Annotated in this window: 24 protein-coding genes and 5 pseudogenes; 10 read left to right on the forward strand and 19 right to left on the reverse strand. The window is 33.2% G+C overall.

What is annotated here, in order from left to right:
• Positions 1–20 precede the first annotated feature (20 nt).
• Both mtaB and OOK99_RS03330 read right to left on the reverse strand, forming a co-directional pair.
• Positions 21–1,247, reverse strand: a complete 1,227-nt coding sequence (gene mtaB, locus OOK99_RS03325; RefSeq protein ID WP_264720190.1) for a tRNA (N(6)-L-threonylcarbamoyladenosine(37)-C(2))-methylthiotransferase MtaB — start codon at positions 1,245–1,247, stop codon at positions 21–23.
• Positions 1,248–1,586: 339 nt separating this feature from the next.
• Positions 1,587–2,141 carry a hypothetical protein gene (locus OOK99_RS03330; RefSeq protein WP_264377991.1) on the reverse strand — a complete coding sequence of 185 codons (555 nt, stop codon included), beginning with the start codon at positions 2,139–2,141 and terminating at the stop codon, positions 1,587–1,589.
• A gap of 363 nt (positions 2,142–2,504) precedes the next feature.
• Between OOK99_RS03330 and OOK99_RS03335 the strand changes: the two genes are divergently transcribed.
• A complete protein-coding gene (locus OOK99_RS03335; protein ID WP_264720191.1) occupies positions 2,505–2,753 on the forward strand; it encodes a hypothetical protein in 249 nt (82 codons plus the stop codon).
• Positions 2,754–3,125: 372 nt separating this feature from the next.
• On the opposite strand, the pseudogene OOK99_RS03340 reads toward OOK99_RS03335, so the two are convergent.
• Positions 3,126–3,401 (reverse strand): annotated as a pseudogene (locus OOK99_RS03340) (hypothetical protein); the annotation flags it as partial.
• 69 nt (positions 3,402–3,470) lie between these two features.
• Between OOK99_RS03340 and OOK99_RS03345 the strand changes: the two are divergent.
• Positions 3,471–4,585, forward strand: a protein-coding gene (locus tag OOK99_RS03345) for an IS3 family transposase (RefSeq protein ID WP_264720192.1) whose coding sequence is annotated in 2 segments (ribosomal slippage) — positions 3,471–3,744 and positions 3,744–4,585 — 1,116 coding nt in all. Because the reading frame shifts where the segments join, the coding sequence is not laid out codon by codon here.
• Positions 4,586–4,606: 21 nt separating this feature from the next.
• Here OOK99_RS03345 and OOK99_RS03350 read toward each other — a convergent pair.
• Positions 4,607–4,966, reverse strand: coding sequence for a hypothetical protein (locus tag OOK99_RS03350; protein ID WP_264720194.1), 360 nt, complete (start codon positions 4,964–4,966; stop codon positions 4,607–4,609).
• 144 nt (positions 4,967–5,110) lie between these two features.
• Here OOK99_RS03350 and recG point away from each other — a divergent pair, with 144 nt between their 5' ends.
• The gene (gene recG / locus OOK99_RS03355; protein ID WP_264720196.1) at positions 5,111–7,150 is read left to right on the forward strand and encodes an ATP-dependent DNA helicase RecG; all 2,040 of its coding nucleotides are present in this window, start codon (positions 5,111–5,113) and stop codon (positions 7,148–7,150) included.
• Positions 7,151–7,538: 388 nt separating this feature from the next.
• Here recG and OOK99_RS03360 read toward each other — a convergent pair whose 3' ends face one another.
• The 9 genes from OOK99_RS03360 to OOK99_RS03400 all read right to left on the reverse strand — a co-directional run bounded on the left by OOK99_RS03360 (position 7,539) and on the right by OOK99_RS03400 (position 14,593).
• Positions 7,539–8,504, reverse strand: coding sequence for a phage late control D family protein (locus tag OOK99_RS03360; protein WP_264719393.1), 966 nt, complete (start codon positions 8,502–8,504; stop codon positions 7,539–7,541).
• A complete protein-coding gene (locus OOK99_RS03365; protein ID WP_264719395.1) occupies positions 8,501–8,680 on the reverse strand; it encodes a tail protein X in 180 nt (59 codons plus the stop codon). Before OOK99_RS03365 ends, OOK99_RS03360 begins: the two co-directional genes overlap by 4 nt.
• A 26-nt stretch (positions 8,681–8,706) precedes the next feature.
• Positions 8,707–9,054 carry a phage tail protein gene (locus tag OOK99_RS03370; RefSeq protein ID WP_264719396.1) on the reverse strand — a complete coding sequence of 116 codons (348 nt, stop codon included), beginning with the start codon at positions 9,052–9,054 and terminating at the stop codon, positions 8,707–8,709.
• Complete coding sequence (locus tag OOK99_RS03375) at positions 9,054–11,339, reverse strand: phage tail tape measure protein (protein ID WP_264719398.1); 2,286 nt, start codon at positions 11,337–11,339, stop codon at positions 9,054–9,056. Before OOK99_RS03375 ends, OOK99_RS03370 begins: the two co-directional genes overlap by 1 nt.
• Complete coding sequence (locus OOK99_RS03380) at positions 11,321–11,452, reverse strand: hypothetical protein (RefSeq protein ID WP_017532594.1); 132 nt, start codon at positions 11,450–11,452, stop codon at positions 11,321–11,323. Before OOK99_RS03380 ends, OOK99_RS03375 begins: the two co-directional genes overlap by 19 nt.
• Positions 11,449–11,706 (reverse strand): phage tail assembly protein, encoded by a 258-nt coding sequence (locus tag OOK99_RS03385; protein WP_017532593.1) that lies wholly within the window; start codon positions 11,704–11,706, stop codon positions 11,449–11,451. Before OOK99_RS03385 ends, OOK99_RS03380 begins: the two co-directional genes overlap by 4 nt.
• A gap of 133 nt (positions 11,707–11,839) precedes the next feature.
• On the reverse strand, positions 11,840–12,787 hold the full coding sequence (locus tag OOK99_RS03390; protein ID WP_264720198.1) for an Rpn family recombination-promoting nuclease/putative transposase: 948 nt from the start codon (positions 12,785–12,787) through the stop codon (positions 11,840–11,842).
• 95 nt (positions 12,788–12,882) lie between these two features.
• Positions 12,883–13,389, reverse strand: a complete 507-nt coding sequence (locus OOK99_RS03395; RefSeq protein ID WP_264719400.1) for a phage major tail tube protein — start codon at positions 13,387–13,389, stop codon at positions 12,883–12,885.
• A 28-nt stretch (positions 13,390–13,417) separates the two neighbouring features.
• Positions 13,418–14,593 (reverse strand): phage tail sheath subtilisin-like domain-containing protein, encoded by a 1,176-nt coding sequence (locus tag OOK99_RS03400; RefSeq protein WP_264720199.1) that lies wholly within the window; start codon positions 14,591–14,593, stop codon positions 13,418–13,420.
• Positions 14,594–15,072: 479 nt separating this feature from the next.
• On the opposite strand from OOK99_RS03400, the gene OOK99_RS03405 reads away from it, so the two are divergent.
• A complete protein-coding gene (locus tag OOK99_RS03405) occupies positions 15,073–15,858 on the forward strand; it encodes an IS110 family RNA-guided transposase (RefSeq protein WP_264719371.1) in 786 nt (261 codons plus the stop codon).
• On the opposite strand, the pseudogene OOK99_RS03410 reads toward OOK99_RS03405, so the two are convergent.
• Positions 15,840–16,696 (reverse strand): annotated as a pseudogene (locus tag OOK99_RS03410) (IS3 family transposase); the annotation flags it as partial. The gene OOK99_RS03405 and the pseudogene OOK99_RS03410 sit on opposite strands and share 19 nt — an antisense overlap.
• A 159-nt stretch (positions 16,697–16,855) precedes the next feature.
• Here OOK99_RS03410 and OOK99_RS03415 point away from each other — a divergent pair.
• Positions 16,856–17,299: a hypothetical protein gene (locus tag OOK99_RS03415; protein ID WP_264719372.1), complete on the forward strand. Its 444-nt coding sequence runs from the start codon at positions 16,856–16,858 to the stop codon at positions 17,297–17,299.
• On the forward strand, positions 17,256–17,813 hold the full coding sequence (locus OOK99_RS03420; RefSeq protein ID WP_264719373.1) for a hypothetical protein: 558 nt from the start codon (positions 17,256–17,258) through the stop codon (positions 17,811–17,813). Before OOK99_RS03415 ends, OOK99_RS03420 begins: the two co-directional genes overlap by 44 nt.
• Before the next feature lie 321 nt (positions 17,814–18,134).
• Here the strand turns inward: OOK99_RS03420 and OOK99_RS03425 are convergent, their stop codons facing one another.
• The gene (locus OOK99_RS03425) at positions 18,135–19,157 is read right to left on the reverse strand and encodes an IS110 family RNA-guided transposase (protein WP_070357039.1); all 1,023 of its coding nucleotides are present in this window, start codon (positions 19,155–19,157) and stop codon (positions 18,135–18,137) included.
• A 359-nt stretch (positions 19,158–19,516) separates the two neighbouring features.
• Positions 19,517–20,037 (reverse strand): annotated as a pseudogene (locus tag OOK99_RS03430) (IS982 family transposase); the annotation flags it as partial.
• A 113-nt stretch (positions 20,038–20,150) separates the two neighbouring features.
• On the opposite strand from OOK99_RS03430, the pseudogene OOK99_RS03435 reads away from it, so the two are divergent.
• Both OOK99_RS03435 and OOK99_RS03440 read left to right on the forward strand, forming a co-directional pair.
• A pseudogene (locus OOK99_RS03435) lies at positions 20,151–20,350 on the forward strand (IS481 family transposase); the annotation flags it as partial.
• A 71-nt stretch (positions 20,351–20,421) separates the two neighbouring features.
• Positions 20,422–21,634 (forward strand): annotated as a pseudogene (locus OOK99_RS03440) (IS4 family transposase).
• Here the strand turns inward: OOK99_RS03440 and argB are convergent.
• Positions 21,631–22,539, reverse strand: a complete 909-nt coding sequence (gene argB, locus OOK99_RS03445) for an acetylglutamate kinase (protein WP_040754531.1) — start codon at positions 22,537–22,539, stop codon at positions 21,631–21,633. The pseudogene OOK99_RS03440 and the gene argB overlap by 4 nt on opposite strands.
• Positions 22,540–22,543: 4 nt before the next feature.
• Positions 22,544–23,140 (reverse strand): ribosome biogenesis GTP-binding protein YihA/YsxC, encoded by a 597-nt coding sequence (gene yihA, locus OOK99_RS03450; protein WP_369800778.1) that lies wholly within the window; start codon positions 23,138–23,140, stop codon positions 22,544–22,546.
• Positions 23,141–23,250: 110 nt separating this feature from the next.
• Between yihA and prfA the strand changes: the two genes are divergently transcribed.
• Positions 23,251–24,342 carry a peptide chain release factor 1 gene (gene prfA, locus OOK99_RS03455; protein WP_264719374.1) on the forward strand — a complete coding sequence of 364 codons (1,092 nt, stop codon included), beginning with the start codon at positions 23,251–23,253 and terminating at the stop codon, positions 24,340–24,342.
• Positions 24,343–24,525: 183 nt separating this feature from the next.
• Positions 24,526–25,008: a leucine-rich repeat domain-containing protein gene (locus tag OOK99_RS03460; RefSeq protein WP_264719375.1), complete on the forward strand. Its 483-nt coding sequence runs from the start codon at positions 24,526–24,528 to the stop codon at positions 25,006–25,008.
• Positions 25,009–25,137: 129 nt separating this feature from the next.
• On the opposite strand, the gene OOK99_RS03465 is transcribed toward OOK99_RS03460, so the two are convergent.
• Positions 25,138–26,067, reverse strand: a complete 930-nt coding sequence (locus tag OOK99_RS03465; protein WP_143689094.1) for an AEC family transporter — start codon at positions 26,065–26,067, stop codon at positions 25,138–25,140.
• Positions 26,068–26,217: the final 150 nt, after the last annotated feature.

Consider the following 26,217-nt stretch of genomic DNA (forward strand, 5'->3'; position numbering starts at 1 on the left):
ATTCCTTTAATGTACAAAAATTAAGAAATAATATTTCCAATTAAACAATTATTTTCCACTCCTTTAACATGAGCTTTCACAATACTTTTAGCTTGAACTCTTGATGTAAGTTTTATTAATGCAAAATTTTCTGTTCTACCAATATTATTCTGCTCAACCAAAACGCTTTGCTCAGTGCCGAGCAAAGATTGATAAAAACTGCTCATCATTTCTTTATTTATTTCTCTTAGATGCTTTACTCGTTCTTTACGCACATTCTCTGGTATTTGTGGCATCCGTGCAGCAGGTGTGTTCTTCCGCTCTGAATATGGAAAAGCATGTAGGTAAACTATATTTGTTTTTTTCAGTAAATCAACTGTATCCTGAAACATTTCGTCAGTTTCTGTTGGAAATCCAGCAATAATATCAGCACCAAATGCTATATTAGGTCTTAAACTCTTCATTCTATGATAAAATTCTATCACTTGTTCTCTATTGTGACGACGTTTCATTCTCTTTAGTATTAAATTATTACCAGACTGTAGACTCAAGTGTAAGTGAGGCATAAGTCTTGACTCATTAGCTATTAAATCCATTAGTTCATCATCAACTTCAGCAACATCAATAGAGGAAAGTCTTAGCCTCTTTAACTGTGGTATATCCTTTAAAACTCTTCTAATCATTGAACCAAGTGATTGCTTACCAAACAAATCTGTACCAAAATCAGTAATATCAACACCTGTAAACACCACTTCCTGATACCCATTTTCTATAAAAATCTTAATTTGCTCTATAATATTGTTTACTGGCACAGATCGATTATTCCCTCTTGCCTCAGTAATTGAGCAAAATGTGCAGCTATGATTACAACCATTTTGAATTTCAATAAATGCCCTTGATTTATCTTCAAATCCATTAATGAGAATAGGTTCTACTTGGTTATCACTGACTAAGATTTCATCATTATTTAGTAGATAATTTTCAGCTCTTAGCTTGTCTTGATTACCTAGCACTTTACTTACACCAGGAATATCACTATATGATTTAGGATCTAATTGAACGGCACAGCCAACTACGATAATTTCTTTACTTGGGTCGTTTTTATAGATCTTACGTATTTTTTGCTTCACTTGGCGTTCTGCTTCGTTTGTCACTGCACAGCTATGCACTACAACAACATTTTCTCTCTTTGCTTTTTTTAATGCTTCTTTGATTAACTCACTCTCGTAGAAATTTAGACGACAACCAAATGTTATTACTTCATTCATGCTTTTGCTTTAATAGATCTAAATTATATCAAATATCCAAGCAAAATGACTATTTTTTTGGTAGATATTATAATTTAAACATAACCTCTAGAGTTGAAAATCACAGGAAGAATTTGTAGATATACAGTAAGATCATTTAACATTTTGGTATTAGATTTCTTGCATAACTGGAATTCAAAGAGTTCCAGCTCGTGACGCTGGAATCAAGATTTTCTTATTGGATACCAAGCTGGCTGGTTATGCAAGAAATCTATTATATTCCATAAAAAAAGCTTAATGCCAATGATGTTAACCTCAAGCGAATATAAACCAAAAAACATTTTGCTAAACCTTGAAGCTCTACCATGCAAATTCATCTATATCATTTGGTACATAAGTGTCAGAATAAGCTTCATCCAAACTTTCTGCTTTCCATGGAAGCCATGAAGAAGGTTTTATCTTCTCTAAAACTTTACCTGGTATTGATGTTATCTCTTGCTTCACGTCTTCTTTTAATTTTTCTATTTGTAACCGAGCAAAATCTTCCACGCGAACCATGAGTTTATCTGTTAGCTCTTTTATCATGTCTTGATTTTGTTCTGCAACTTTCTTTGTAATAGGTACGACAATTTTACTTATAATCTCCGTTCCTAATGGAACAACGATTTGCTTTGCAACCTGATCACTAACAGGTTTAATAAGGTAATCTGCTATACTCTTTGCTGTATCTCCAGTCAGATTTGTTATTTTTTTTAAACTATCACCAATAATACCATAGTTTTTTTGGTACATCATATCTTCATCAGCAACTTCATATCTTCCTAAATCATCATACATTCCCATTTGTTGGTGAGACAATCCATTTGCATCAGATACATATCCGTATTTATTAAGTGAATTGGAATTAGACCGCATAACATTCTCCTAATTATTTATATATTCCTATTTCAGTATGAAACAACTAACAAAACATTAACTTTGAAGAACTCTTCTCAATTAATACATCAATAAAGGTAAGACCATATAATTTTCTCCTTTCTTGATACTATTCTCCTCCGAACTTAGTTCACACAGTTATTCAGACACTTCTGAATTTACCACCCCCAATTCCACTGCTTTTTTATATTTTGACTAGGTCTTCTCCTACAATTAGATAATCAGTACTCTTATCTGAAATGTACCATATAACTACACCAAGCTACAAATATGACACAAGAGTTTAGATTATTTTAGTTATTCTCTTGTATAAGATACTCTTTATATCAAAAAGAGGACCATATGAGTGAAGCAACTTTTTCTGAAAAAAATCAGCTTTCTAGAGAAGACATAGCAGAGTTAACAGAACTTATGTGTCTTGAACGAAGTGAAGTAAGTGAAAGTGGAACAGGGCTATCAGAACTTATAGCTGAACAGGAGCAAATACTTGAGGATTTAGGAATAGAATCAAAAGAGCTTTTATGTTCTCAGCATACAGGAATGTATGAGAACCTTAGTCAGCCCTATTCTACGGATCTCGAGGTTTTATAGCAGATATATAGATTATCATTATTATTGATACCTACTCAAGAGTTGCTATGGCAAACAGAGAAAACTGCAATTACTGCCGCTAATCTTTTTAATATATCTTTCTTTGATGGTGCTATTATCGCGCATTTTGACTGATATGGGCTATGATAAACCAGAAAATCACAGCTATATTTAGGAATTGAGACAAGGCCTCATTTAGGTAAATATTGCTATGCAGACTTTTCTTGATAGCAAGCATATTGCTTTTTAGAAAAATATTAGTAGCATCAAACATAGAGATTGATATTAGTTTTTCTGTCAGATTAAGTTGCGTCTAGTACAACTGACTATGCAAATAAGCTAACAGAACTTGAGATATTTTAATTGTTAGTTTTAGGGTGTATTTTCGTGTTCATTGCTATGAATGGGCAGAGCTACCTCTTCGAGGTAGCTCATCGGATCACCTAAATCATGCTCTATTTCTACTTCAAACTTGAACCCTAACTTCTCGCAGAATTTATAGAAATATTCTTTAATAATATCAAATAAACTTATGCCATCAGTTTTATAATCTCTCAATTTTCGAGGTACAGTAAGTGACAATTTGCCATCTTTATATATCACATCATCTTTCCCATCTTGAGATTCAAGTGCGAATTCTAGTGAGCTATAATGCACCCCATAAACTAGACCAAAAAAAAATGGTTGATCCGAGTAGGAAGGTAAAGGGGTAAAAGTATGGCAACAAAAAAATATGAACCAGAGTTAAAAGCAAAGATAGCTTTGGAAGCAATAAAAAATCAAAAAAGCACAGCTGAGATATGTAGTGAATATAAAATACCATCAACAAATCTATATGATTGGCGTGATAGAGTATTGGCAAGGTTAAAAGACCTATTTGTTGAAGAAAGTGAAAGTGCGAGAAAACAAAGAATCTTAGCGCAAGAAATAGAAAGTTTACATAAAGTAATAAGAGAATTGACAGTGGAAAATAGCTATTTGAAAAAAAAATTACTGAAATAAGCAAAAAAGATAGAGTAAGGTTTATAGAAAAAGATTCTGATCTGTCAATTAGGAAACAGGCTGATTTATTGGGGATTTGCAGATCTAGCCTATATTATAGGCCTATAATTAATAACGAAAGTGAAGTAGCAAATTTGATTCAAGAAGTATATTTGGCTTCTGATTGCCGTTATGGATATCGTAAAATTACTGCTGAAATCATAGCGAGTGGAGTAGTAGTCAATCACAAAAAAATCTTAAGAATTATGAAAAAAATGAAGATTAGTGGGCTGTATTGTAGAAAAAGATGTAATACAAGTATTAAAGAAAAAAAGCATAAAATATATCCTTATTTACTCAAAGATTTGATTATTTGTAGAGTTAATCAGGTATGGGCTACTGATATAACATATATTATGGTAGAAGGTAAGTTTATCTATTTTGTGGCAATAATGGACTTGTATAGTCGCTATATTATTGCTCATTCATTATCACCATATCTCGATGCTGGATTTTGCCTTTATACTCTCAAAGAAGCTCTAAAACAAGGTAAACCTGAGATTTTTAATAGTGATCAGGGGGTGCAGTTTACTAGCTACAACTTTATTATGGAATTAGAGCGTGCTAATATTAAAATCAGTATGGACCATAAAGGACGTTACTTCGACAATATATTTGTTGAGCGCTTATGGAGAACTTTAAAGCAAGAAGCTATATATTATTATAGACCAAATAGTATCAGAGATTTAAATCTTATAATAAATGATTTTGTTGCTTGGTATAACTATAGAAGGCGACATCAGACTCTACATTATAAAGTTCCTGCTGATCTTTATTATCATAAACAGTAAATGAATATATTGATAAATACTTTAAATGTGTGTCGACGTATTTATCAACATATTCATTTTAAAAATCGGATCACTTTGAAAAAAATGGTCTAGACAAATGGGTGCATTATAAGGTATCCCTTGATTTTTATAATACCTATCCCAAACTTCATCAAAATTGTATTGCTTAGCTCCGTCTATCAATGCACCAATTAAACTTTGGTCTAGATTTTTGCTGTTAATAACAAATCTCATTCTTCGAAAATCTTCATACATCTGCTCACCAGTGTTTGCTGACTCATTGGTTTTATCAGCCCTTAACCTGCTAAAATCAAACTTTTCCGCTTGAGCCTTTAGCGTAACTACTGGATTTCCCTTTTTTTCCTGTATAGAGTTGTTCATTGTTAATACTTTGATATGAATTGCTGATAGTATAATAATACATAAAAATAGTTAATATGTCAATAATATACTTAACATAGACAGTCATAATAGGGTGACAGGATTTTAGTAAGGCTCTATTATGAATAAACGGTTTTACACAGTATGAATGTTGATGAGCAGTCAAGTGTGCTGACTTTTCTAAATAGTAAAATTGAGAATATACTAAAGTTTCATTCCGCAATATTGCCTAAACTTTGCGGTGGAGACAGAGTAATGGACTTGCTGTTTTATAGGCCGCTCAGTTATGTGGATAGAAGTAAATCACTACCTGATGCTCAAGTGGGAGAATTTACAACTTTTGTGGCAAAAGTGTATGAGCACCAGCGCCCCACTGTTAGAGGTAGGCCATATAAAATAATCGTTGAAAGTGAAAGTCAGTATTTATTTATAGTTTTTTTTAATTACTCAGTTAAATATTTGTATAAATTATTTCCAGTTGGAACAGATATAGTAATCAGTGGTAAACTTGAAAAGTTTGCCGAACATTGGCAAATTACTCACCCAGATTACATGTTGTCTGATATCAATCAATTTAAAGAAATAGCCTGCATAGAGCCAATTTACCAATTATGTCGCGGTATTACTAACAAGAGCATTAGAAACATAATAAGTTCTAATCTAAAAGATTTGCCTGATTTGCCAGAGTGGATAGATGAAACATTAATCAAGCAAAAGAAATGGCTGAATTGGAAAGAAAGCATCATAAGATTGCACAGACCGAGCTCACTCGCAGAAGCAGAAGTTTGCAGAGAAAGACTTGCTTATGATGAGCTATTTGCGTACCAGTTGGCACTAAAGCTTGCAAGGGAAAATCATGTAAAAAAAGAGGGAAAAGAATTTATAATATTGAGTAAATACAAAGAGCAGGTCTTAAATGAATTACCGTTCCAATTAACAAATGATCAAATTCGAGCGATAGATGAAATCTCAGAAAGACAAAAATCCAGATACCGCATGGTAAGTCTGCTGCAAGGTGACGTTGGGAGTGGCAAAACTGTAGTTGCACTCTTTGCGATGCTGAATGTGGTAGAAAATAACATGCAAGCAGCTCTAATGGCACCAACTACTATCTTGGCTGAGCAACATTATAATTGGATCGAAGAAGCTCTATCTTGTACTGATATAAAAGTTGCTTTGCTTACCGGTAAAACTGCGCGCAAGGAAAGAAAGATTATTATGAACGAACTTGCAAGTGGTATTTTAAATATAGTAATTGGTACTCATGCATTATTTCAAGCCAACGTTACATTTAAAAATTTAGGACTCGCAGTCATAGACGAACAACAGCGATTTGGAGTGATACAGAGGAATCGGTTGGTAGGAAAAGGAGAAAATACCGATATACTTTTTGTTACTGCAACTCCCATTCCAAGAACCTTGCAGCAAGCTATGTATGGTGATGTTGAATGTTCTATTTTAAGGGAAAAACCAAAATCTAGATTGCCAATAAAAACCGTTATTATGAACGTTAAAAAAGTATCAGATATTATTCAAAAACTGAAAGATGCTATAAATAGAGGCGAAAAAGCATATTGGATTTGTCCATATATAGAAGAAAATGAAGAACTCAATGTTGCCGCAGCAGAAATACGCTTTCAGGAGTTACAAAAGACATTTTTTGATAGAGTTGGAATAATACACGGAAAACTAACTCAAGATCAGAAAGATCAAGTCATGTTTTCCTTCAAGAGAAATGAATTTTCTCTGCTTGTTGCAACCACTGTGATAGAAGTTGGCATAGATGTACCAGATGCAACTATTATGATTATAGAGAATGCAGAACAGTTTGGGTTATCGCAATTACATCAGTTGAGAGGTAGAGTAGGACGAGGAAATAAACCGTCTTTTTGTGTACTGTTATATGACAATCTCAGTAAAAGTTCGTATTCAAAGTTAAAGATTATGTGTGAGTCACAAGATGGATTTTATATTGCTGAAAAGGATATGATGCTGAGGGGTAGCGGAGATATTCTAGGCACAAAACAATCAGGGTGCATGGAGTTTAAATTTGCTGATTTATATGAGGACAGAGAATTGCTCAACCTTGCATATAATAGTGCAAAAGGTACAATAGCTAATTTTGAATTACTGCTTGATATATTTGAATATAGAAGTAGACTACATTTTTCAAAATTTCAGTAATCTTCTAAGCCATAACCTTCATGAGTAGAAATTCCTTGACAGACGGGAGTATTTAATAAACCATACGCGTCAAGTCAAGGAAAAATAAGAGTGAAGAAGAAATTTTTACCATAAGAATAAATTATGCAGAGTTAATAGCAGGCTCTGTAAACAAAATGTTAGCAGGTCAAATTAATCAAGGGCAGGAAGTATAAAAATGGAAAAAAAGCGGTAACTTAGCCTAATGACAATAAATATATACACAGCTTTACTCTTTGTATAACAACATGTAACGACAACACATATAACTGTTATCATCAGCCATAGAAAATTTATCTTAATGTTCTTACTTATTTTGTTCATGTCTAACATTTTTTTAGAATTAAATAACCATTTGCTTAAGTTTCACTTAAACAGCTTTGCTCACTGTTGCTTCTACTATAGTTTGATATCCTCTGTTATTCAGAATATGTTCTGCCTTGCTAATTACCCATTCACCTTCAATTTCCTGACAAAATCCTGAAAGGCTGATCTTAGCTTCTGCAAATAATTCTGGATTACCAGGAACAGTTACATTTAAATTTGATGTACTACGTTTTAGTTGTTTTAACTTAGCTGCTGCTGCACTAATTGCTGATTCTGCGGTAGAGTAAAGCGTTTGCAGGGTATAACTTGGACCCTCATTTCCCACTTTCTCTTCTATAGTTTCTCCCTTTTCATAACTGTGCCATTTTGCAATAAAAGATCTATATTTGTTACGCACATTAAAATTTACCTCCCAATTTATAATATCTTTAGGTGTAAGTACTGTTGTACCTAACATCTTTCCAGTCGCTGATCTTGCTTCTCCCTTCGGAATAAAAATTATATATCCTCCTGCTGGTTTTACTAGTGCATCATATTTTTTGCCTAATCCTTCCAAAAAACTCATGTCGCTTTCATCTGCTTGAATGGTATGTGGTATAAATATATTTTCAAATCTTTCAGCGACTTTACCTTCATACCCATGTTCTTGTGCTATTTCTTTAATCAAATCTCCCAAGGTAATGTCTTTCCATTCCTTTGATTTTCTTTCCTTTAATGATCCTCTTAAACTTGCAGCGTCACATTTTATTCTTAAAGTTTGTGGTGGACTTTGTATTGTAATTTGATTTGCCTTATATACCCCCATAGGTAATAAACCTGTTTCTTTATATCCTAGAAAAACCTGTAAATTACCCTTAAGTTCTAAAGCGCTAGAGCTATAATTAATGCATATCTCAGCTTCGTCACTTGTAGTACCGGATCCATCAGTTACACGTAGTGATATTAAACTCTTTTTTAAAACCTCTGTTACTGGGTTATTTTTTGCTACTATATCAAAATCTGGTGTCATTCATCTAAAATATTTATAACAGATTCTTTCAATATTCTCTGAATTTTAGGAAGCTTAATTTTTAATCCAGCGGGCAAAAAACTTCCATGTTCTACAAGTCCTGGATTTTTAAGCAATACTTCCTCCACTGCTCCACTACTGTATCCATAATGTTTCCAGCAAATGTAATCCAACATTTCGTTTTCTTTCGTGTAATAATAAATCACTTACTGTAACTTTTTAACTTCAAAATAAACTCAACTTTTCTCGGTTTTCCATCAGGAAAAAATAATATCTGTTTTTCTTCTACATTAATAATGACAAAATTCCCAAGTATATTTCCTGAATTATCAACTAGAACGTGTGGTTCTTGAGTGTTACGTATATTTTTTAGCTGTTCTAAGCCATTACTCTGATAATGTGGATAAATCACTCCTGTCAGATCAATACATTCAATTCCTGAGCCAATGTTTTGTAGCGACGTTTTTTCAATACATTCAATTGTATACCACCTTTTTTCTTTACTGTATCTTAGGCTTATTGGTTCAAGCTTACATTTTCCAAGCAACATCAATGTAACTCTTCAACTATATCAAAAAGTGCCCCACGTGCTTGTTCTCTAAATCGTTCTATTACTGCATCAGCAACGCTGCGGACATCTTCAGACTTAATGTTGATATTAAACGTTTGATAGAATGCTTGGTTATATACTTTAGATTCCCTATTTTCATATCTACTTTTCTTGAATGCTTTCTCAATTTCTTCTTGTTCCATAGCTCTTTTTTCTTCTATAACACCTTTAACTTTAAAACTCTCAAAATTGCCTTTACTATTTTCTGAAAATTGTTTAATAGCACTATTACTTGTCAATGGGTTTCCGTTACTGAAAATGCTATTTTTAGAAAGCCTATTAACAACATTTCCATTATTTTCAAATTTTCTAATCGGGCTATTCTCAGCAAATATGCTACTAACTGTATTTCTCATCCATGAAAAAGCTTTTCCTATAGGTTCAATGAGTGATTTCCAAAAGCTAGAGAAAAAGTCTTTCACTTTTTGCCAGTTAGTGAGAACATAAGCTGCACCAGAAACAAGACTCGCTATTAAAAGTCCAATTGGGTTAGTCATTACAGCTAGTGTTATTGCTCTTAGCCCTGTTATTACTGCAGGAAAAACTATACTTGATAAAGATGAAAATGTTGTCAGTATTGTTGCTTTAAGACCAAAAATTGTACTTCCTAATAAAGTAATTCCATAGCCTAATCCCACTACTAAGACTTTCAAACTTATCAAAGCTGCTAAAGTACTCATGATTGCCGTAGTTAAAGTTGGATATTTTTCTGCAAAAGAAGCTATACGCTCTGTTATTGCTTTCAAACTTCCAGCTACATAATTTAAAGTAGGCAACATTACTGACCCTAGATTCATGCCAGCTTCAAATACTGCATTTTTAAGTAATTGTAATTTATTAGCTGTAGTATTTGCCCGATTGTTAAATTCGTCCTGCATTGAAGCGTTATATTTTTCTTTATCAGCTAAATGTTCAATAGCTTTCTTGTAAATGTCTAAGCTTCCTACTAAAAGAGCAATGTCATCTTGAAACCCAGAGCCAAACAAATTCATAAGAATACCAGCACGCTCTTGATCGTCTATTCTTTTTAAAGTTTCAAGGAATTGCAATATTGCCTCTTGAGGATTTTTTTTAATAGTTTGTTCGAGCTCTTCTATACTTGTTCCCATCTCATCTAATGCATCGTGAAATTCAGGACTTTGCTCTCTTGCGGTCTGTAGTTTACTAAGAAAGTTATTTATAGCAGTTGCTGCTTTTTCAGGTTGTTTACCTAAACTTATGAATGCACTTGCTAAGCTACTTGCTTGATCAATTTCTAAACCAAACTGTTTAGCATTACCACCAATTCTATTCAGTGTAAGAACCATTTCCTTTGCTTTGGCAGCAGTATTATCTGAAAGATGGTTTATTATGTTACCTACATTTTCCATACCATCAACTTTAATTCCATAGACATTGGATATTTTTGCAATAGCATTACCAGCTTCTTCTGCCGACATATCAAACGCTGTGGTCATTTTGGCAACTACTGTTGTAAACTTCATAAGATCATTTTTGTCAATACCAAGTTGACCACCGCTTGCAGCTATTTGTGCTAATTCTGCAGCTGACAAAGGTATTTCACGAGATAACTTTTTGAGCTCTTGAGCAAATTTACTAGCTTCATTTTTTTTACTATCAAACCTTACTACTTTCTTTACATCAGCCATGGCCGATTCAAAATCAATAGCAACTTTAATTGGCGCTGCAAGCGAAAGACCTAGTCCAATAGTCTCTATAATTTGTGACTTAAAATGTGCTTTGCTTGCTAAAAAACTTTGGTGACTACGTATTGCAGATCCAAGCTTACCATACTTGCCTTTCAGCGCTTCAATGGACGAGCCAAGTTTATATTGGTCGCTTACTAATGACTTAATATTTCTTCCACTTTTTCTTACTTCTTCATTAAATGAATGCAAAGCATCTCTCTTTTTCAAATATGCTTCTTTTGCTTTTATTGCGGAGGTTTTGGCCTTGTCAAATTCTGCTTTTAAAGTTTTGCTTGGTTTCTCTATTGCTTTCATTTGTTTAGCTAAAGATTTTACTTGATCTTCAAAGCCCTTCCACGACCCCCTGCTAGTCAAAACATCACTACCCAACTGCTTAAATTTTGATACTGATTTTAAAGATGAATCAAGCTTTCTTATATTCTCACCAAGACGAGTAAGTTGACTGCTACTTCCTTTTATTACAGTATTAAAACTGCCATCTAAGACTGCTCCGATTTTTATAGATAACGTTGACATTTAGACCTCTTTGCTGTTTCTTCCCATAAGATAAATTCGTTAAATTCCATATCAAGAATGTGCTCAACTCCACCACCTATGATAGAGCTAAGCACGAGTACTTCTAATCTCAAGTTTTTTGGATAATTGGTGAAAAAAAATCCTTTAATACCTCTTGAATTTTCACATAATCAGCAATATCTAACTCTTCAATTGCTTCTTTTGCAACTGATGTCAGGTTGGCAGTCAAAGTCACTTCCTTATTTAGGTCACTACCATTAATGCGTTCTATTGCCAAATAGTCTCTAACTTTTGGACGTCTAATGGTAAGTTCTGAAACAGAAATTCCATCAACTGTTATTGGGTTATTAAGTGTTATAGCTTGCATGTTCCTCCTTAAAAAGTTAATTAAATAAAAGTCTATATCGGCTTTTACATAACTAATTTTTTTTACTATAGTTTTTGTGTTTGATTAACGATCCTTCATACTAAATTTCTCAATATAAAGATGATAGTAGGGTTTATTTTTCCTCAACTTGAATTAATTCTTGAACTTTATCGACAGAAAGACCTGTACACTTGACAATAGTGCTAATATCAACATTATTAGTCAACATCGCTTTTGCAACTTCAATCTTTCCTTCAATCTTTCCTTCAATCTTTCCTTCAATCTTTCCTTCAATCTTTCCTTCAATCTTTCCTTCAATCTTTCCTTCAATCTTTCCTTCTTTTTTGGCATCATCAAGTTTTTGAGCAAGGACAGCCTGTTCATCACGAATACGCTTGGTCTCCTGTTCATATGCTATAAACTCTTTTTCTGACCAGTTAAACCTGTTTAGCTCTTCGTACGCTTTTTTGATTATTACGTCACTTCCTGTTATTCTTTCCAATTCTTCTTCACTTGTTTCATCAGCGTACTTAAAAAAATACACCCACTTCTCAACTATATTTGAAAGCTGATCTTCTTTAGTTTTGGAAAATTTAGGCAGTTCAATAAATACAAAGTAAAAATCTTTTAGATCATGTTCATTAGTATCTTCATCCCGAATGGTGTGTTTTGATTTATACTCAGACTTATCCGGAAATAGTATACAGTCTGCTATAGCAATAAAGATAATTTCCTTAAGGTCATGGTATTGATCACCTTTATCTGCTTGTCTTGAATAGGCTTTAGCAGCGTAATATTGGGCACGTTTTTCAAAGCCTTTGGTTTTAGCAACCTGCATCTCAATTATCCATTGTACTCCTGTTGAATCTTTACATAGCACATCAACAATACTTTGCTTTTTAGCGGCAATTTCGGGATCTTGAATAGTACTTAAAAACTCTATATCCTGTATTGCATTTTTGCCAGTAAAGCTCAAAATATCATTGAGGAAGTGAATGAGGATGTCTTTATTCTTTTCTGTACCAAAGATACGGCGAAATGCTATATCATTTTTAGGGTCGAGAAATTTAGATAAAGCCATAGCACAAATGCTTAAAAAACATTAATAATTATACAGTATTATCAGTAATTTTTCAATAAAAAAGTGGTTATATGAAAAGGCATCCATCTATTCCATTAAATCCCTAAAATCGTTTGCAGCAAGGCCATTTGATCAACACCGTTAATCTTACGGATCATGTTCTCAGCATCGATTTCTATTAATTCATTACTACCGATAGTAAGTTTATAGTAATGAGCAGCTACAGTACACTTCAGCGTTGCTTTTTCAGCAGGTTTCCAGCTACCAAAATCAAATTCTCTGAATATGCCCCTAAGGTTGATTATTACTCCTTCAATATCGTTACTACCACTCCCTTGCATTCCACCTCTGAGTGTCAAAGCTACTGAATTTCCATTTATCAACCCAAATAGCCGAAAGAGTTCTGTATCGTATTCAGAAAAAGTGAAATCTGCTTCAAGCTTTTCCATGCCCATATCAATATTTACTGGAATATCCATACCACCAGCTCTATATTCTTCAGTTTTTATGGTAAGCTTTGGCAGCGTAATTTCATCTATTTTTCCTGCATAACCCCGACCATCTACGAACACATTAAAATTCTTTAAAATCTTTGGTAGCATCTTTCTTCCTTTTTTCCCTTAATAAAATTTACGATATTTCACTATTCACCAGCCGTGAACGAAAAGTAATCTGTTCTGCTGGATATGGTGGTGTAAACTCAAAATCAAAGTATACTTTTCCACTTGCAATATTTGCTGGTGTGTTTAATTCTGAAGTTGCATAACATTTTCCACTGATAATCGCTCCTTGCGCTTTTAAATTGGCCAAATAAGAATTCACCCCCTCAATCACATCATCTATGTAAGTTTTGGTGATATTTCGATCAACTGCCCAGAGATGAGCTCGCAGCAGACTATCGTTAATTAAATCTGCAGTTCTTCTCACTGATAGAAAAGCCCATTTCGAATCGTTTGAACATGTTCTATTTCCCCAAAGCCTATAGCCATTTTGATGAATTATCGTTGTTACTTCATTTTCATTCAAGTGGTTTGCTCTACAATTTGTATTACCGAGCGTAAAATCAATAGGCCTGCTTGTTCCAACAATACCATTTATCTCTTTATTTGAAGGTGAGTGCCAAAATCCTTGTTCGCTATCTACTTTTGCTATTAAACCAGCTACAAATGGGCTTGCTGGCAAGATTTCTTCTTCAATAAGTACCTTCACCCATGGATCAACTACGTAAACTCTTGAGCTGCCTACACTTTTTCTCCATTTTATTGCTTCTTCATCATTAGTATTTGGTCCATCTGCTACTATTATGCTTCTCAGCTTTTCTGCTATAGGAATTAATGCTGCAACCACTGGATTTTTGCCATCTTCTGGTAGTTGGTGAGTAAATTGAGGTGCAATTAATATTCTTGGAGCAACATGAACTATGCTTTCACTACTGAGGAATGCCTCTATCCCTTGATACTCTCCAGTCTCTTTATCAACACCGCCAATTATATTTTTCAGCGTCTCTTCTTCTTTTAATTTTGGATTGATGTTTTCACTCTCTTCAACTCTAATTACTATAACTGTTGCACCAATTTGGGTAAATACTCCAGTTATTGCTGAAAAAAGAGTTCCCTTTTTGCCAAGTTTTGCCGCTTCTTTAAAGCTTCCTGCAACTAACACTGGTTTATTTAGCGGAAATTTTTGCTCATCTGCTTCAGGTGCAGTACCAATTACACCTATCACTGATGATTTAGCCGTACGTACTGCCCTTGCTCCAGAGGTTACCTCTATAACATTTACTCCGTGCAAAAATTCCTCTGTCATATAGTTATCTGCTAAAACTTGCTCTTTAAAATTGTCAAGAAAACTCTTTTAATTTTCTTCTTCTGATTACTACTTTTTAAGATTTAGTATATTTATTAAAATAAAGACAGAAACTAGAAAGTATAGAAAATTTCGCATTTTGCAATAGCTCTTCTTAAATATACTTTTTACTGCGTTGAACAATTTCCCCCCCTGTTAAACAATTACCAATAAAAATTCTCTCTGGCTTGTTTTTAAGATACTGTCTTTACTGTCAATAAATTATTTGGCTAAAAAGGATAAAAAATAACAAAAAACTTAATTTAGCCTTCTATAAATCAGTGTAACTGTGTATAAGTACTTTGAGTTTGTGTAGGCGTACATACTGTAATTGCTATTGAATGATGGAGAGACATACTCCATTATTTTAGCACGAAGTAACAAATTCAATGAATTAGTTCTTCAAGAATAATTTAAACTTTTACAGTAGGAGTAGTCTCATGAAACATTATAGCGGGTTAGATGTCTCACTCAAAGAAACTTTTATTAGTATCATTGATGAGAAAGGAAAAATTGTTAAAGAAGGGGTTGTTGCAAGTGAAAGCAGTGCAATAGCTGAGTTTCTGCTTGGTCAAAACAAAAAATACGAGTCCATAGGAATAGAAAGCGGGCAATTATCAATATCGATGTGCAAAGAGTTGAGGAATCTTGGATTACCAGTAACTTGTGTAGATGCAAGGCATATGGCAGCAGCATTATCTGCGAGAATCAATAAGAATGATAAAAATGATGCAAGAGGCATAGCACAAATGATGAGAGTTGGGCTATTTAAGGAGGTATTAGTAAAATCAGACGAAGCTTGTCAGGTTAAAATAATACTTGGAAGCAGAAGACAATTAATACGTTGCAGAGAGCAAATTGCGGGAACAATAAGGGGATTACTGAAAATATACGGGATAAAAGTTAATCAACGTCTTAGTTCTGCAAACTTTGCTTTAAAAGTGCAAGAAATGGTTAATAATCTAGATGAAATTAGCCAAACCTCAATTGAATCATTAGTACATAGTTTAGAAATAATAGAAGAATCAACAAGAAAACTTGATAAAATGCTCTCAGAACAAAGCAAAAAAGATGAGGATTGTAAATTATTAACTACTGTTCCAGGAGTTGGTATTATAGTAGCAATGACATATAAAGCTGCAATAGATGATCTGCATAGGTTTGAAACATCTTATACAGTTGGAGCCTATATGGGATTAAGTCCAAGACTAAACTGCACCCCCTGATCACTATTAAAAATCTCAGGTTTACCTTGTTTTAGAGCTTCTTTGAGAGTATAAAGGCAAAATCCAGCATCGAGATATGGTGATAATGAATGAGCAATAATATAGCGACTATACAAGTCCATTATTGCCACAAAATAGATAAACTTACCTTCTACCATAATATATGTTATATCAGTAGCCCATACCTGATTAACTCTACAAATAATCAAATCTTTGAGTAAATAAGGATATATTTTATGCTTTTTTTCTTTAATACTTGTATTACATCTTTTTCTACAATACAGCCCACTAATCTTCATTTTTTTCATAATTCTTAAGATTTTTTTGTGATTGACTACTACTCCACTCGCTATGATTTCAGCAGTAATTTTACGATATCCATAACGGCAATCAGAAGCCAAATATACTTCTTGAATCAAATTTGCTACTTCACTTTCGTTATTAATTATAGGCCTATAATATAGGCTAGATCTGCAAATCCCCAATAAATCAGCCTGTTTCCTAATTGACAGATCAGAATCTTTTTCTATAAACCTTACTCTATCTTTTTTGCTTATTTCAGTAATTTTTTTTTCAAATAGCTATTTTCCACTGTCAATTCTCCTATTACTTTATGTAAACTTTCTATTTCTTGCGCTAAGATTCTTTGTTTTCTCGCACTTTCACTTTCTTCAACAAATAGGTCTTTTAACCTTGCCAATACTCTATCACGCCAATCATATAGATTTGTTGATGGTATTTTATATTCACTACATATCTCAGCTGTGCTTTTTTGATTTTTTATTGCTTCCAAAGCTATCTTTGCTTTTAACTCTGGTTCATATTTTTTTGTTGCCATACTTTTACCCCTTTACCTTCCTACTCGGATCAACCATTTTTTTTTGGTCTAGTTTATGGGGTGCATTATACCTCTCTTGCTACTTCTACAATTAAACAACTCTGCTCTGTTTCCTATTTGACTCCACAACAATGAGAATTGGTATTACTACCTTATAAGTTGGCACAAGATGATGAGACATTGACTAGTTTAATTAATTTTAGCAGGTCTACAAATGTCAAAATTAAAATAAGTGAATCTTTAGAAAAACAACGTGAAAAGGACAATGAACTAATGCTAAATGTCATGCAGTATCTTGGTCCAAATAATCAGCAAATTAGTGTCGAGCTTTTAGGAGAGATGCTGCTCAATCAAGATACAGTGAGCAGTAAGATTTTGCGTGATAAGGTGCTAAACATTGGTCAGCAGCAGCAAGCACAAGCGCAGCAGCAGGCGCAGCAGCCAAGTGAGCAAGAGATTAAACTGCTTGAGATTCAAACAAAAAAAGAAGCTGCAGAACTAAAAGCCAAAGTTGATTTAATAGCAGAACAGTTAGCTGTTTTGCGAGAACAAATGCGTAATGATCACGAAGAAAAAATGTTGCGAGAGAAAAATGGAACTTAAGATTAAAAAATTTTCGCTTGCAAAAAAACTGCCTGAAAATGTTTTGAGCATTGATCTTGGCAAGAGCAATGGTTTTGCCTATGTGAAAGATGAAATACTTCACTGTGGCAGCTATGTTTTAGGCGTGGAAAAGTGGAAACTGAATGGCGAGACATTGCGCCAAATTAGTTATGAATATGAGGGGGTGATTGCGCTTTTGCTTCACGAGAGTCCAGAGCTTGATTTAGTGCTTCTTGAGGATAATCAGTATTTTTTTAAGCAGAAATACATCAAAGGTAGCCACATGTCGTATTACAAAAAGCTGCAAATAATCGCTGAAGGACTGTTTTGTTTGCATTGGCAGGGCAAAGTTAAACGTTATTTTGGTGGCGCACTTAAAGTGAGATGTTTTGGTACAGCTCGTAAGGAGATTGTAAAAGAACGTATTAAAAAAATGCTCAATGTTTCGCGGCTATGTGATCACACAGCAGATAGCATAGCAGGACTATTTGCTGGTTTAAAAAAGGAGGAATGATGTTTGGAGATTTGTTTGACTGGCTTTTTGGTAGCTCTAAGGCTAACCGCCAGTTTGAAAATAATATTGCGATGCAAAAGATACCGTCTTGCAAGTCAACAAAAAAATTACAAAAATTGTTCAAGCTGTATCATAAAATTAAAAAATACTTCCAATTCACATTTTGTGTAACGGTACACAGATTATAGTTAGTGAATATGTTGATAAGTAAATTTCCGCTTTTTTGTACGTATAAAATTAATTTACTTATCAACATATTCACTAACCAGTTACAAAATTTGTGTAAGATACTATTTTACATAATTGGAGCGTTTTTTGATTTTAAAGCACTAAACTTTCAGCCAAACTCCTAGCTCTGTAGTTTTTGATATGATCTGGATCAAAAGCCTTCTTTGACCTTAAAACACCAAAAACAATATGGAGTAACTTACGCATTGCAGCTCCCACAATGGCCATGTTATGCTTGCCTTTCTCTTTTAACCTTTTGCAAAAAGTCATAATAGTAGGATTATGATTCTTAGCTACTATGGCAGGAAAGTACATTGCCTTACATAATGTTCGTGAACCGGATTTACTTAATCTGGGCTTGGCATGTACAGACGTACCTGACGTTATATTTCGTGGTATAGCTCCAGCATATGCTGCCAATTGCCTGGCATCCTTGAAAGCTTTTATGTTAGGAACTTCAGCCAAAATAGCTACTGCTGATTCTTCTCCTATTCCTGGAATGGTCAATAGAAGTTGAAAATTTTCCAACAATTCTTTGTGTTTATTTAATAGTTCACGTAAGGAGTTTTTTATTCTTTCTATTTTTTGTTTTATGTTCATTGCAAGGTCTTCCCAAGCATTTGCAACTTCTTTAGGCAGTCTCTCTTTTTTTTCTAAGTGGTTATTTACTAATGTCAATTCATCTTTTAACGCAGCCGAGCAACGATAAAGATGCTTTAATTTCTTTAACTCAGGAGAAGGTGGTGCCCAACGAATAGGTTCCTGTCTTTGGCAATAATCGGCAATTATCTCTGCATCAGTCTGATCATTCTTTTGTCGTATAAGCTTACTTTTTGCATAAAATCTTATACAAGCTGGATTAACAACACTCACAAAATGTCCAGTATTGTGTAGAAATTCAGCTAAGGCTTCACTATAACAACCAGTAGCTTCCATGCAGGCTTTTACTTGTTCTACATTATGCTTTTGTAGAAAGCTCAGTAAACCTTGAAACCCATGATCATTATTCTTGAAACTCCTTTTCCTGGTTTCACGTTTTCCTTTGTTGCTTATGAATGAAAGAGAAACATCAAAGCGATCTTTTGATATGTCTATACCCAAAAAGTTGTTGATCATATATAACTCCATACGTTACTATTAAAATGAAAAGTAAGGCTAACCTTGTGGATACAGAATTATAACCATTTAGGTCTTTCTACGATACCGTTCAGCCTATACTTTTGAGAAGGGAACTCTTGTCTACCACACAGATTTTATATCTAAGGAGATATTCAAAGTTCTTCCCTTCTCCACCTAATGCTTAAGCTTAAAACATCAGATGCTTTTGACAAGATACAAGATACCGTCCTTAAGTGAATTTTGCCACTTTAATCTTTCCTACTTCCTAGTGTATGGTCCCAGAGTGTGATGGTATGATAGAATGTGAGAAAAAATACCATCAAAGTAGGAGTTATGGTTAAAACCCCAGTTATGGATTAACTAAAGCAATAAAGCTTAGAAATAGAAGGCTTTTTTGACTGAATGGAATATGAAATTAATGTTGAAAAATATGTACCATAAAATTTATTGGCGATCTGTGGCGTAAGCTCAAATTTGTTTTTCAAACAACCAAAAACCGTCTCAATAATCGACCTTTTTCTCAATAAAATCTTCTCTTTTAGTAAAATCAATGCGTTTTTCATGCCTTTTTTCACTTTAGTGATAAGTTTTAGGCCTCTGTCGAAGAGTTTCTTAAAGAGCTCTTTCTTTATATAGCCCTTATCTCCGAACAAAAGTCCTGTCAAATTTTTAGTCAAATTTGGTACAGGTTTTCTGTCATCAACGTTGCCTTTAGTTAGTGTAATAGCTTGAACTTCGCCTATTTCATTAATTACCAGATGTAATTTAAAACCTAAAAACCATCCATAGATAGTCTTTCCTATATTTGCTAACTCTTTGAAAGCTTTATTTTTGAAATCCTTTTTGTGTGGCAAACAGCGATTGCAGTTGTATCAATATTATTGCTAAAATATTCGAGTTTACCCTATTTCCCTCTTTATTAATTCTACTTTTATCTGTTTTCTAATCCATAACTAGGGTTTACACGGGTGCGCTAGAACACCAGAGGCAGTGCGTAGGAAAATACAAAATAGTCAAGAGAGCATAGCAAAACTTTCTCAATGCTATAATCTTAATCCAAAAACTATTGTCAAATGGAAAAAAAACGTTCATTCACTAAAGATGTAAATATGGGAACAAAACAGCCAAGATCAACAGTTTTAACCAAAGAGTGGAATATTCAAAAAAGCATAAGGGTCAAGTTAAGGAAATAAAGGTATGAAGAAGATAGGATAAGAAGATATAAAATTCTCTCGGATATATTTTAGTGAGAGAACTAATGATGAATAAAATAACTTGCTTATCAAATTACCTCAACAAATTTTTCAATGAAATGGCAAATAATTGAAACAGAAAAGGAAAAGAAAATTGAGTAATTGATGATTCATAAAAGCTATAATTTTGGGTAATATAGGGGTTACAAACTGAATCATAGATACAATGTGCCAATTATTAAATGAAGAATCTGTGATAATAACGAAACAGGGTTTAGATTTCAGGTTTACTAAAGAAGCAGTAGAATTTATGAAAAGAATGTACAATGGCTTTATTTAAAATACCCTGCAAATTGATTGTAGAATCTTGCAGCAATTTAAAAGCATTGGATAGTAGCTTTGCCTAACAGCATGGAAAATCTATATAAAGGTTATGGACAAAGGTTATGAGAGTAACACTAAGTGTGGAATAAAGTTAAAATTAGTTTTTGATTACCTAAATCAGACATTGGATCAACTTAACATAACGGAGGGAGTAAGAAGGTTATAGGGAGAAGTTGCTAATATCTGACCTTGGTTCAAGTTCTTTTAAACAGATCAATGGAACGGGAGCTTATTTTATAAGTCGTTGATACCAATGTATATGCTATAGAAACAAATCAAAAAATGGAATTATTGGAATGTTTAGGAGACAAGCTATTTTTAGAAATGAAGGTGTTGTTGGGAAAAGAAGCAAAGATTAGAGTAAGAATGATATGTCATAAATTAACTGAAGAGCAGTCTCTAGCCAGAAGAAGAAAAGCTAATAAATTGGCAAAATCACATGATCTTCCAAAAGGAATCAGAAATTGTTGAACTGGTCAAAACTAATATTCCAGAGGATAAAATTAGTGCTGAGCAAGTATTACAGAGTAAGGTGGCAAATTGAGTTGTTTTTAAACTATACAAGAGCTACATAAGACTTAAAAGGGAAGCCACACAGAGTATTGTGTGAATTATATGCTAAATTATGTGCAATTCTCATATTTCATGAGTTGTACAAAATTAAAAAAGAATACAGAACTCAGTTTAACAAAGGCATTTATTGAGCTAAAAAGGCGGATTAGAGAGTTATTTTTAGCACTAAAGAATAGAGTTAATAGTTTGAAAATTTTTCTTAAAAAGATTACAATAACTTGGTCATGATTTTCATTAAAAGACAAGTACAGAAAAACTAGAGTATCTACTTTAACTTCCCTAAATTTTCAACGTTCATATGGTTATAAGCAGTACAGCTATTAATCATCCATTATTGATATACCTGAATTATTCTCAGTAAATAAATCAAGTATAATGTTAGGTACTCTACCATCAACTATGTGAACAACCCCTGCACATTCTTCTACCATTTTAGTATATGACATAAGCCTTTCAACAAATTTTTCTCCTTTAATTTTTCCACAATCAATCGATTCTTTTAAATTTTTAATCAAGACTCTTCCATTGCCAACTTTGTTTATTTCTTCATCTGTATCACTCAAGATTATCATTTTAGATGCGTAAACTGCAAGTGCAATTGCACTTGCAGTGCTATCAGTATCAATATGATATGTTTCTCCATTTTTTCCATAACCGATAGGTGCAATAACTGGTATAGAATCTGATTCTTCAATAAAGAATAATATATCAGGATTGATTTCAGTTGGTCTACCGATAAATCCCATGTCTAGTATTTTTTCAATATTATTTAATCTATTTTCCCTAAGCGTAGTGCTTATCTTTTCAGCTTTTATGAGGTTGCCATCTTTTCCACATAGTCCAATAGCTGAACCACCAGCAGAATTTATATGCTGAACAATTTTTTTATTAATTGAACCACACAGTGCCATTTCAATGATTTTCATAGTGCTTTTGTCTGTAAGTCTGACACCATTTATAAACTTATCATTCATACCTAGCATTTTTAACACTAAGTTAATTTCATATTCTCCGTCATGAACTACCACCGGATTTATACCAAGCTGTTTCAACAGAACAACATTATGCGCAAAAGCACTAAGCAGCGTTTCATCTGAGATTATTACACTGCTGCATTTGATGATAAAAGTTTCGCCTACAAATTTAGGTATGTTAGACAGAACTTCAAATAATATTTCTGTTTTTTCCTTCAATGGCATCTTACCATTTAAAGATTCATCACTTTTCATTTTTTTATCTTGTAAATTTGAAAAACTCATCTCTTACCTTGGTGATTTTATGCTTAACACGAATGCTTATTTGATGAATTGATACATGTTCATTATTAACCCACTTTTGAGTATTTTCTAGAATAGCATCTAGACTTTCCTGATTCACTTTATCTATTTTTGTTAGCACAATATTAAAGTTAATATTATTACATATTAACCAATAAACAAAGTCTTTGTCTATTTCTTTTAATCCTACCTTGCTATCTATAAGCACAAACACTCTTTTTAGATTTCTCCTGTGAATTAGATAGTACTCAATTAGGTTTAAGTATTGTACTGCTTCTTCCTTGCTTGCACAAGAATAGCCATAACCCGGTAGGTCGACAATCCTAAACTTATCATTGTACATAGAGTAAAAATTTATTTGTCTAGTGCATCCAGGTTTAGAAGAAACTCTTGCAGCTTTTTTGCTGTTTATCAGCAAGTTGATTAAACTTGATTTTCCTACGTTTGATCTACCAGCAAATGCAATCTCTGGAGCCGACTCATCTGGTAATGATTTTTTGTCTGAAGCTCCAAATATGAAGCTGCAGATTGATGTTATCTGTTTTGCCATTATACTTAGGTAGAAATATTCGAGACAATTATAGTGTTATTGCTTGATATAAGAAATTTTTTATTTCAGTATATATTACTTACTTAAACAGCTGAAAACTAGACCTGTACTATATGGATATAGAGAATAATTTACAAGACTTAAAAAAAAAGTTTTCTGATGTAGAGAGAAATCTGGAAAACCCTACCAATTTGAGTCAAAAAGAATTCGTTAGTTTTTCAAAGGAATACTCTGAACTCAGACCAATTATCGAGATAATCGATGAATATAATGTATTAAAAGAGGAAATTTCAGATTTAGAAGAAATCATGAAAGATGAGAACAGCGAGAGTGATATAAAAGAGTTAGCAAAAGAAGAACTTCTTGAGAAGCAAAAGATACTATTACCAAAAGTAAAAGCCAAGCTAAAGTTAGCGCTATTGCCAAAAGATGAAGATGACTCAAGAAATGCAATATTAGAAATTAGAGCAGGCACAGGAGGAGAAGAAGCAGCATTATTTGCAGCGATGTTATTTCGTATGTATCAAAAATATGCAGAAAGAAGAAATTGGAAGTTTGAGCCAATAAGTATTTCTAATACAGGTATAGGTGGCTATAAGGAAGCTTCTGCACTCATTAATGGAACAGAAGTTTTTGCAAGACTGAAATTTGAGTCAGGGGTGCACAGAGTACAAAGAGTGCCAGAAACTGAATCCTCAGGAAGATTGCACACTTCCGCAGCTACTGTTGCAATATTACCTGAAGTAGAAGAGGTTGACTTTGAAATAGAAGAAAAAGATTTACGCATAGATGTTTATAGATCCAGTGGTCCTGGAGGGCAATCAGTGAATACAACTGACAGCGCAGTAAGGGTCACCCACTTGCCAACAGGGATAGTTGTAATACAGCAAGATGAAAAATCGCAGCACAAAAATAAGGCTAAAGCGCTCAAAGTGTTGAGAGCAAGGCTATACGAAATTGAAAGACAAAAAAAAGAAATGGAAAGGTCAACAATGAGGAAAAGCCAAATTGGTTCTGGAGATCGCTCTGAGCGTATAAGAACTTATAACTTTCCACAATCAAGAATTACAGACCATAGAATTAATCTGACTTCACATCGATTAGAACAGATTATAAAAGAAGGTGAACTAGATGAATTTATTGAGGCATTGATTTCACGAAATGAAGCAGAAAGGTTGGCTGGAGGGGGTAACGTCACTCTTTGAAGGGAATTTGAAGTAAAGCATAGGTATCAGGTTAAAAAGAAGTAAAGTTAGTTGTTCATACGGTTGACAATTATTTAAATTATACTATAATTAGAATCTCTATAACTTATAAAAACCATGGAAGTTGACTTTAATCAATATGTTAATAGTAACACCTTAGGGTTAAATAATCTATATATATATATGGAAAAGCTAGTAAACTTTTTACAGAAAAAGCAAAATATTACAAGCTTGACTTTATCTAATTGCTATATTGATGCTCAGTGCGGAGAAGTTTTAAATGAAGCATTAGAAAATATTAATCTTCCAAATATTACTGAGTGTAAATTAACTTCTAGCATTATTGGCGCAGAAGGTTCGATAGCAATCACTAAATTGTTAAAGAATGGTAACTTTCCAAATCTTGTTAAACTTGATTTAATTTCTAATGATATTGATGTTGAAGGTGGAATAATATTAATGAATGCACTAAGGGATGGTAGTTTTTCAAATATTAAAGAATTTAATTTACTTTATGACAATGTCTGCAATGAAGGCATAACAGCATTACGTGAATCATGGAACAATAATATGCTTCCAAATCTTATTAAGTTTAGTTTTCCTTTTAGTATTACTAATGATAACAAAGATATAGAAATGTCAAGCCAATACCTATTCGGTGAATAGTATCATATAGAAAAAGGCAAGTTACATTTATTTGTTGCTGCTTATAGAACACCCAAATTCAACCATGGACCTGTTAAAAGATGTAGGCAGTCTTACTGCTATTGCGAAAATTCCATCAATAATTTTCTCTCAAAAAGAGACAAGTTTAGTAAAAAATAATGATATTATAAGTGGAACATAAAATAGTCCCACTGCAGTACTAATTAGGAGCAATAAAGTAGCTTTATCTGGTTGATAATTTAAAATATTAGCAAGTATTATACTGGATCCAGAAATCGGAATAATAGCCAGTAACATCAGTGCTTTATAGATGCTTTCATCATATATACCTGTAACATGCTTGTCTAGTAAGACAATTCCCAAAACAAATAACGGCCAGAATATGTACTTTGCTACAATAGTGGTCAAAGCAAGCTTCCAATCTACTTTAAAATTTGTAATTTGTGCAATACTTACTCCAAGCAGCACCATTCCTAATGTGATAAATGTACTTCTAATATTTATCATAACATCTGTCAAAAAAGTGGGTATTTGTATATCATATATACTTAAAAAGAAACCTAGAATCATCGCATATAATGAAGGAAGTTTGAGTAACTTTAATACGCATTCTTTTGCAGTATAGATACCATTTGCAGCTATATAAAATCCCAAGCTATTTTCAAATAGTGCCATTCCTATGTAACAGACAACATACACAGACACTGAATCTTCATCAAATAAAGCCATGGCAATCGGTAGACCAAAATAACCCATGCTTGTGCTGCCCGAGCTAAACGCTAATATGTTTCTCGTGTTGTCCTTAAATAAAAAAGAAGAAAGATAATACACTGATAAGGACATAGTACTACCTATAAACCATATCAAAATCGGCAGAGAAATTACTTTTAAATTAACTTCTGTATGAGATACTCCGTATAAAATCACTATTGGATTAGCTATATAAAAGAGTATTTGGGATATAGTGTTTCTATCAATTTTAAGGTATTTTCCTGCTAAATAACCAATAAGTATTGTAATGTAAATAGGTAATATTTTTAGAAAAAGAGTAAAGAACATACTAGCCTATTGTGATACCTTTGACTGATAAAGTGATATTAGATTTTAAGGTATTGTAAAAGTAAATAAAATTTATTTTCCAATTGATTAAACTCATAGTTAGTAAAAAAAGATTCACTGAGTGCCAAAATTTGAGGACCTAAGAATAAT

It is taken from the genome of Wolbachia endosymbiont (group B) of Eucosma cana, from assembly GCF_947250645.1.
GTDB lineage: Bacteria > Pseudomonadota > Alphaproteobacteria > Rickettsiales > Anaplasmataceae > Wolbachia.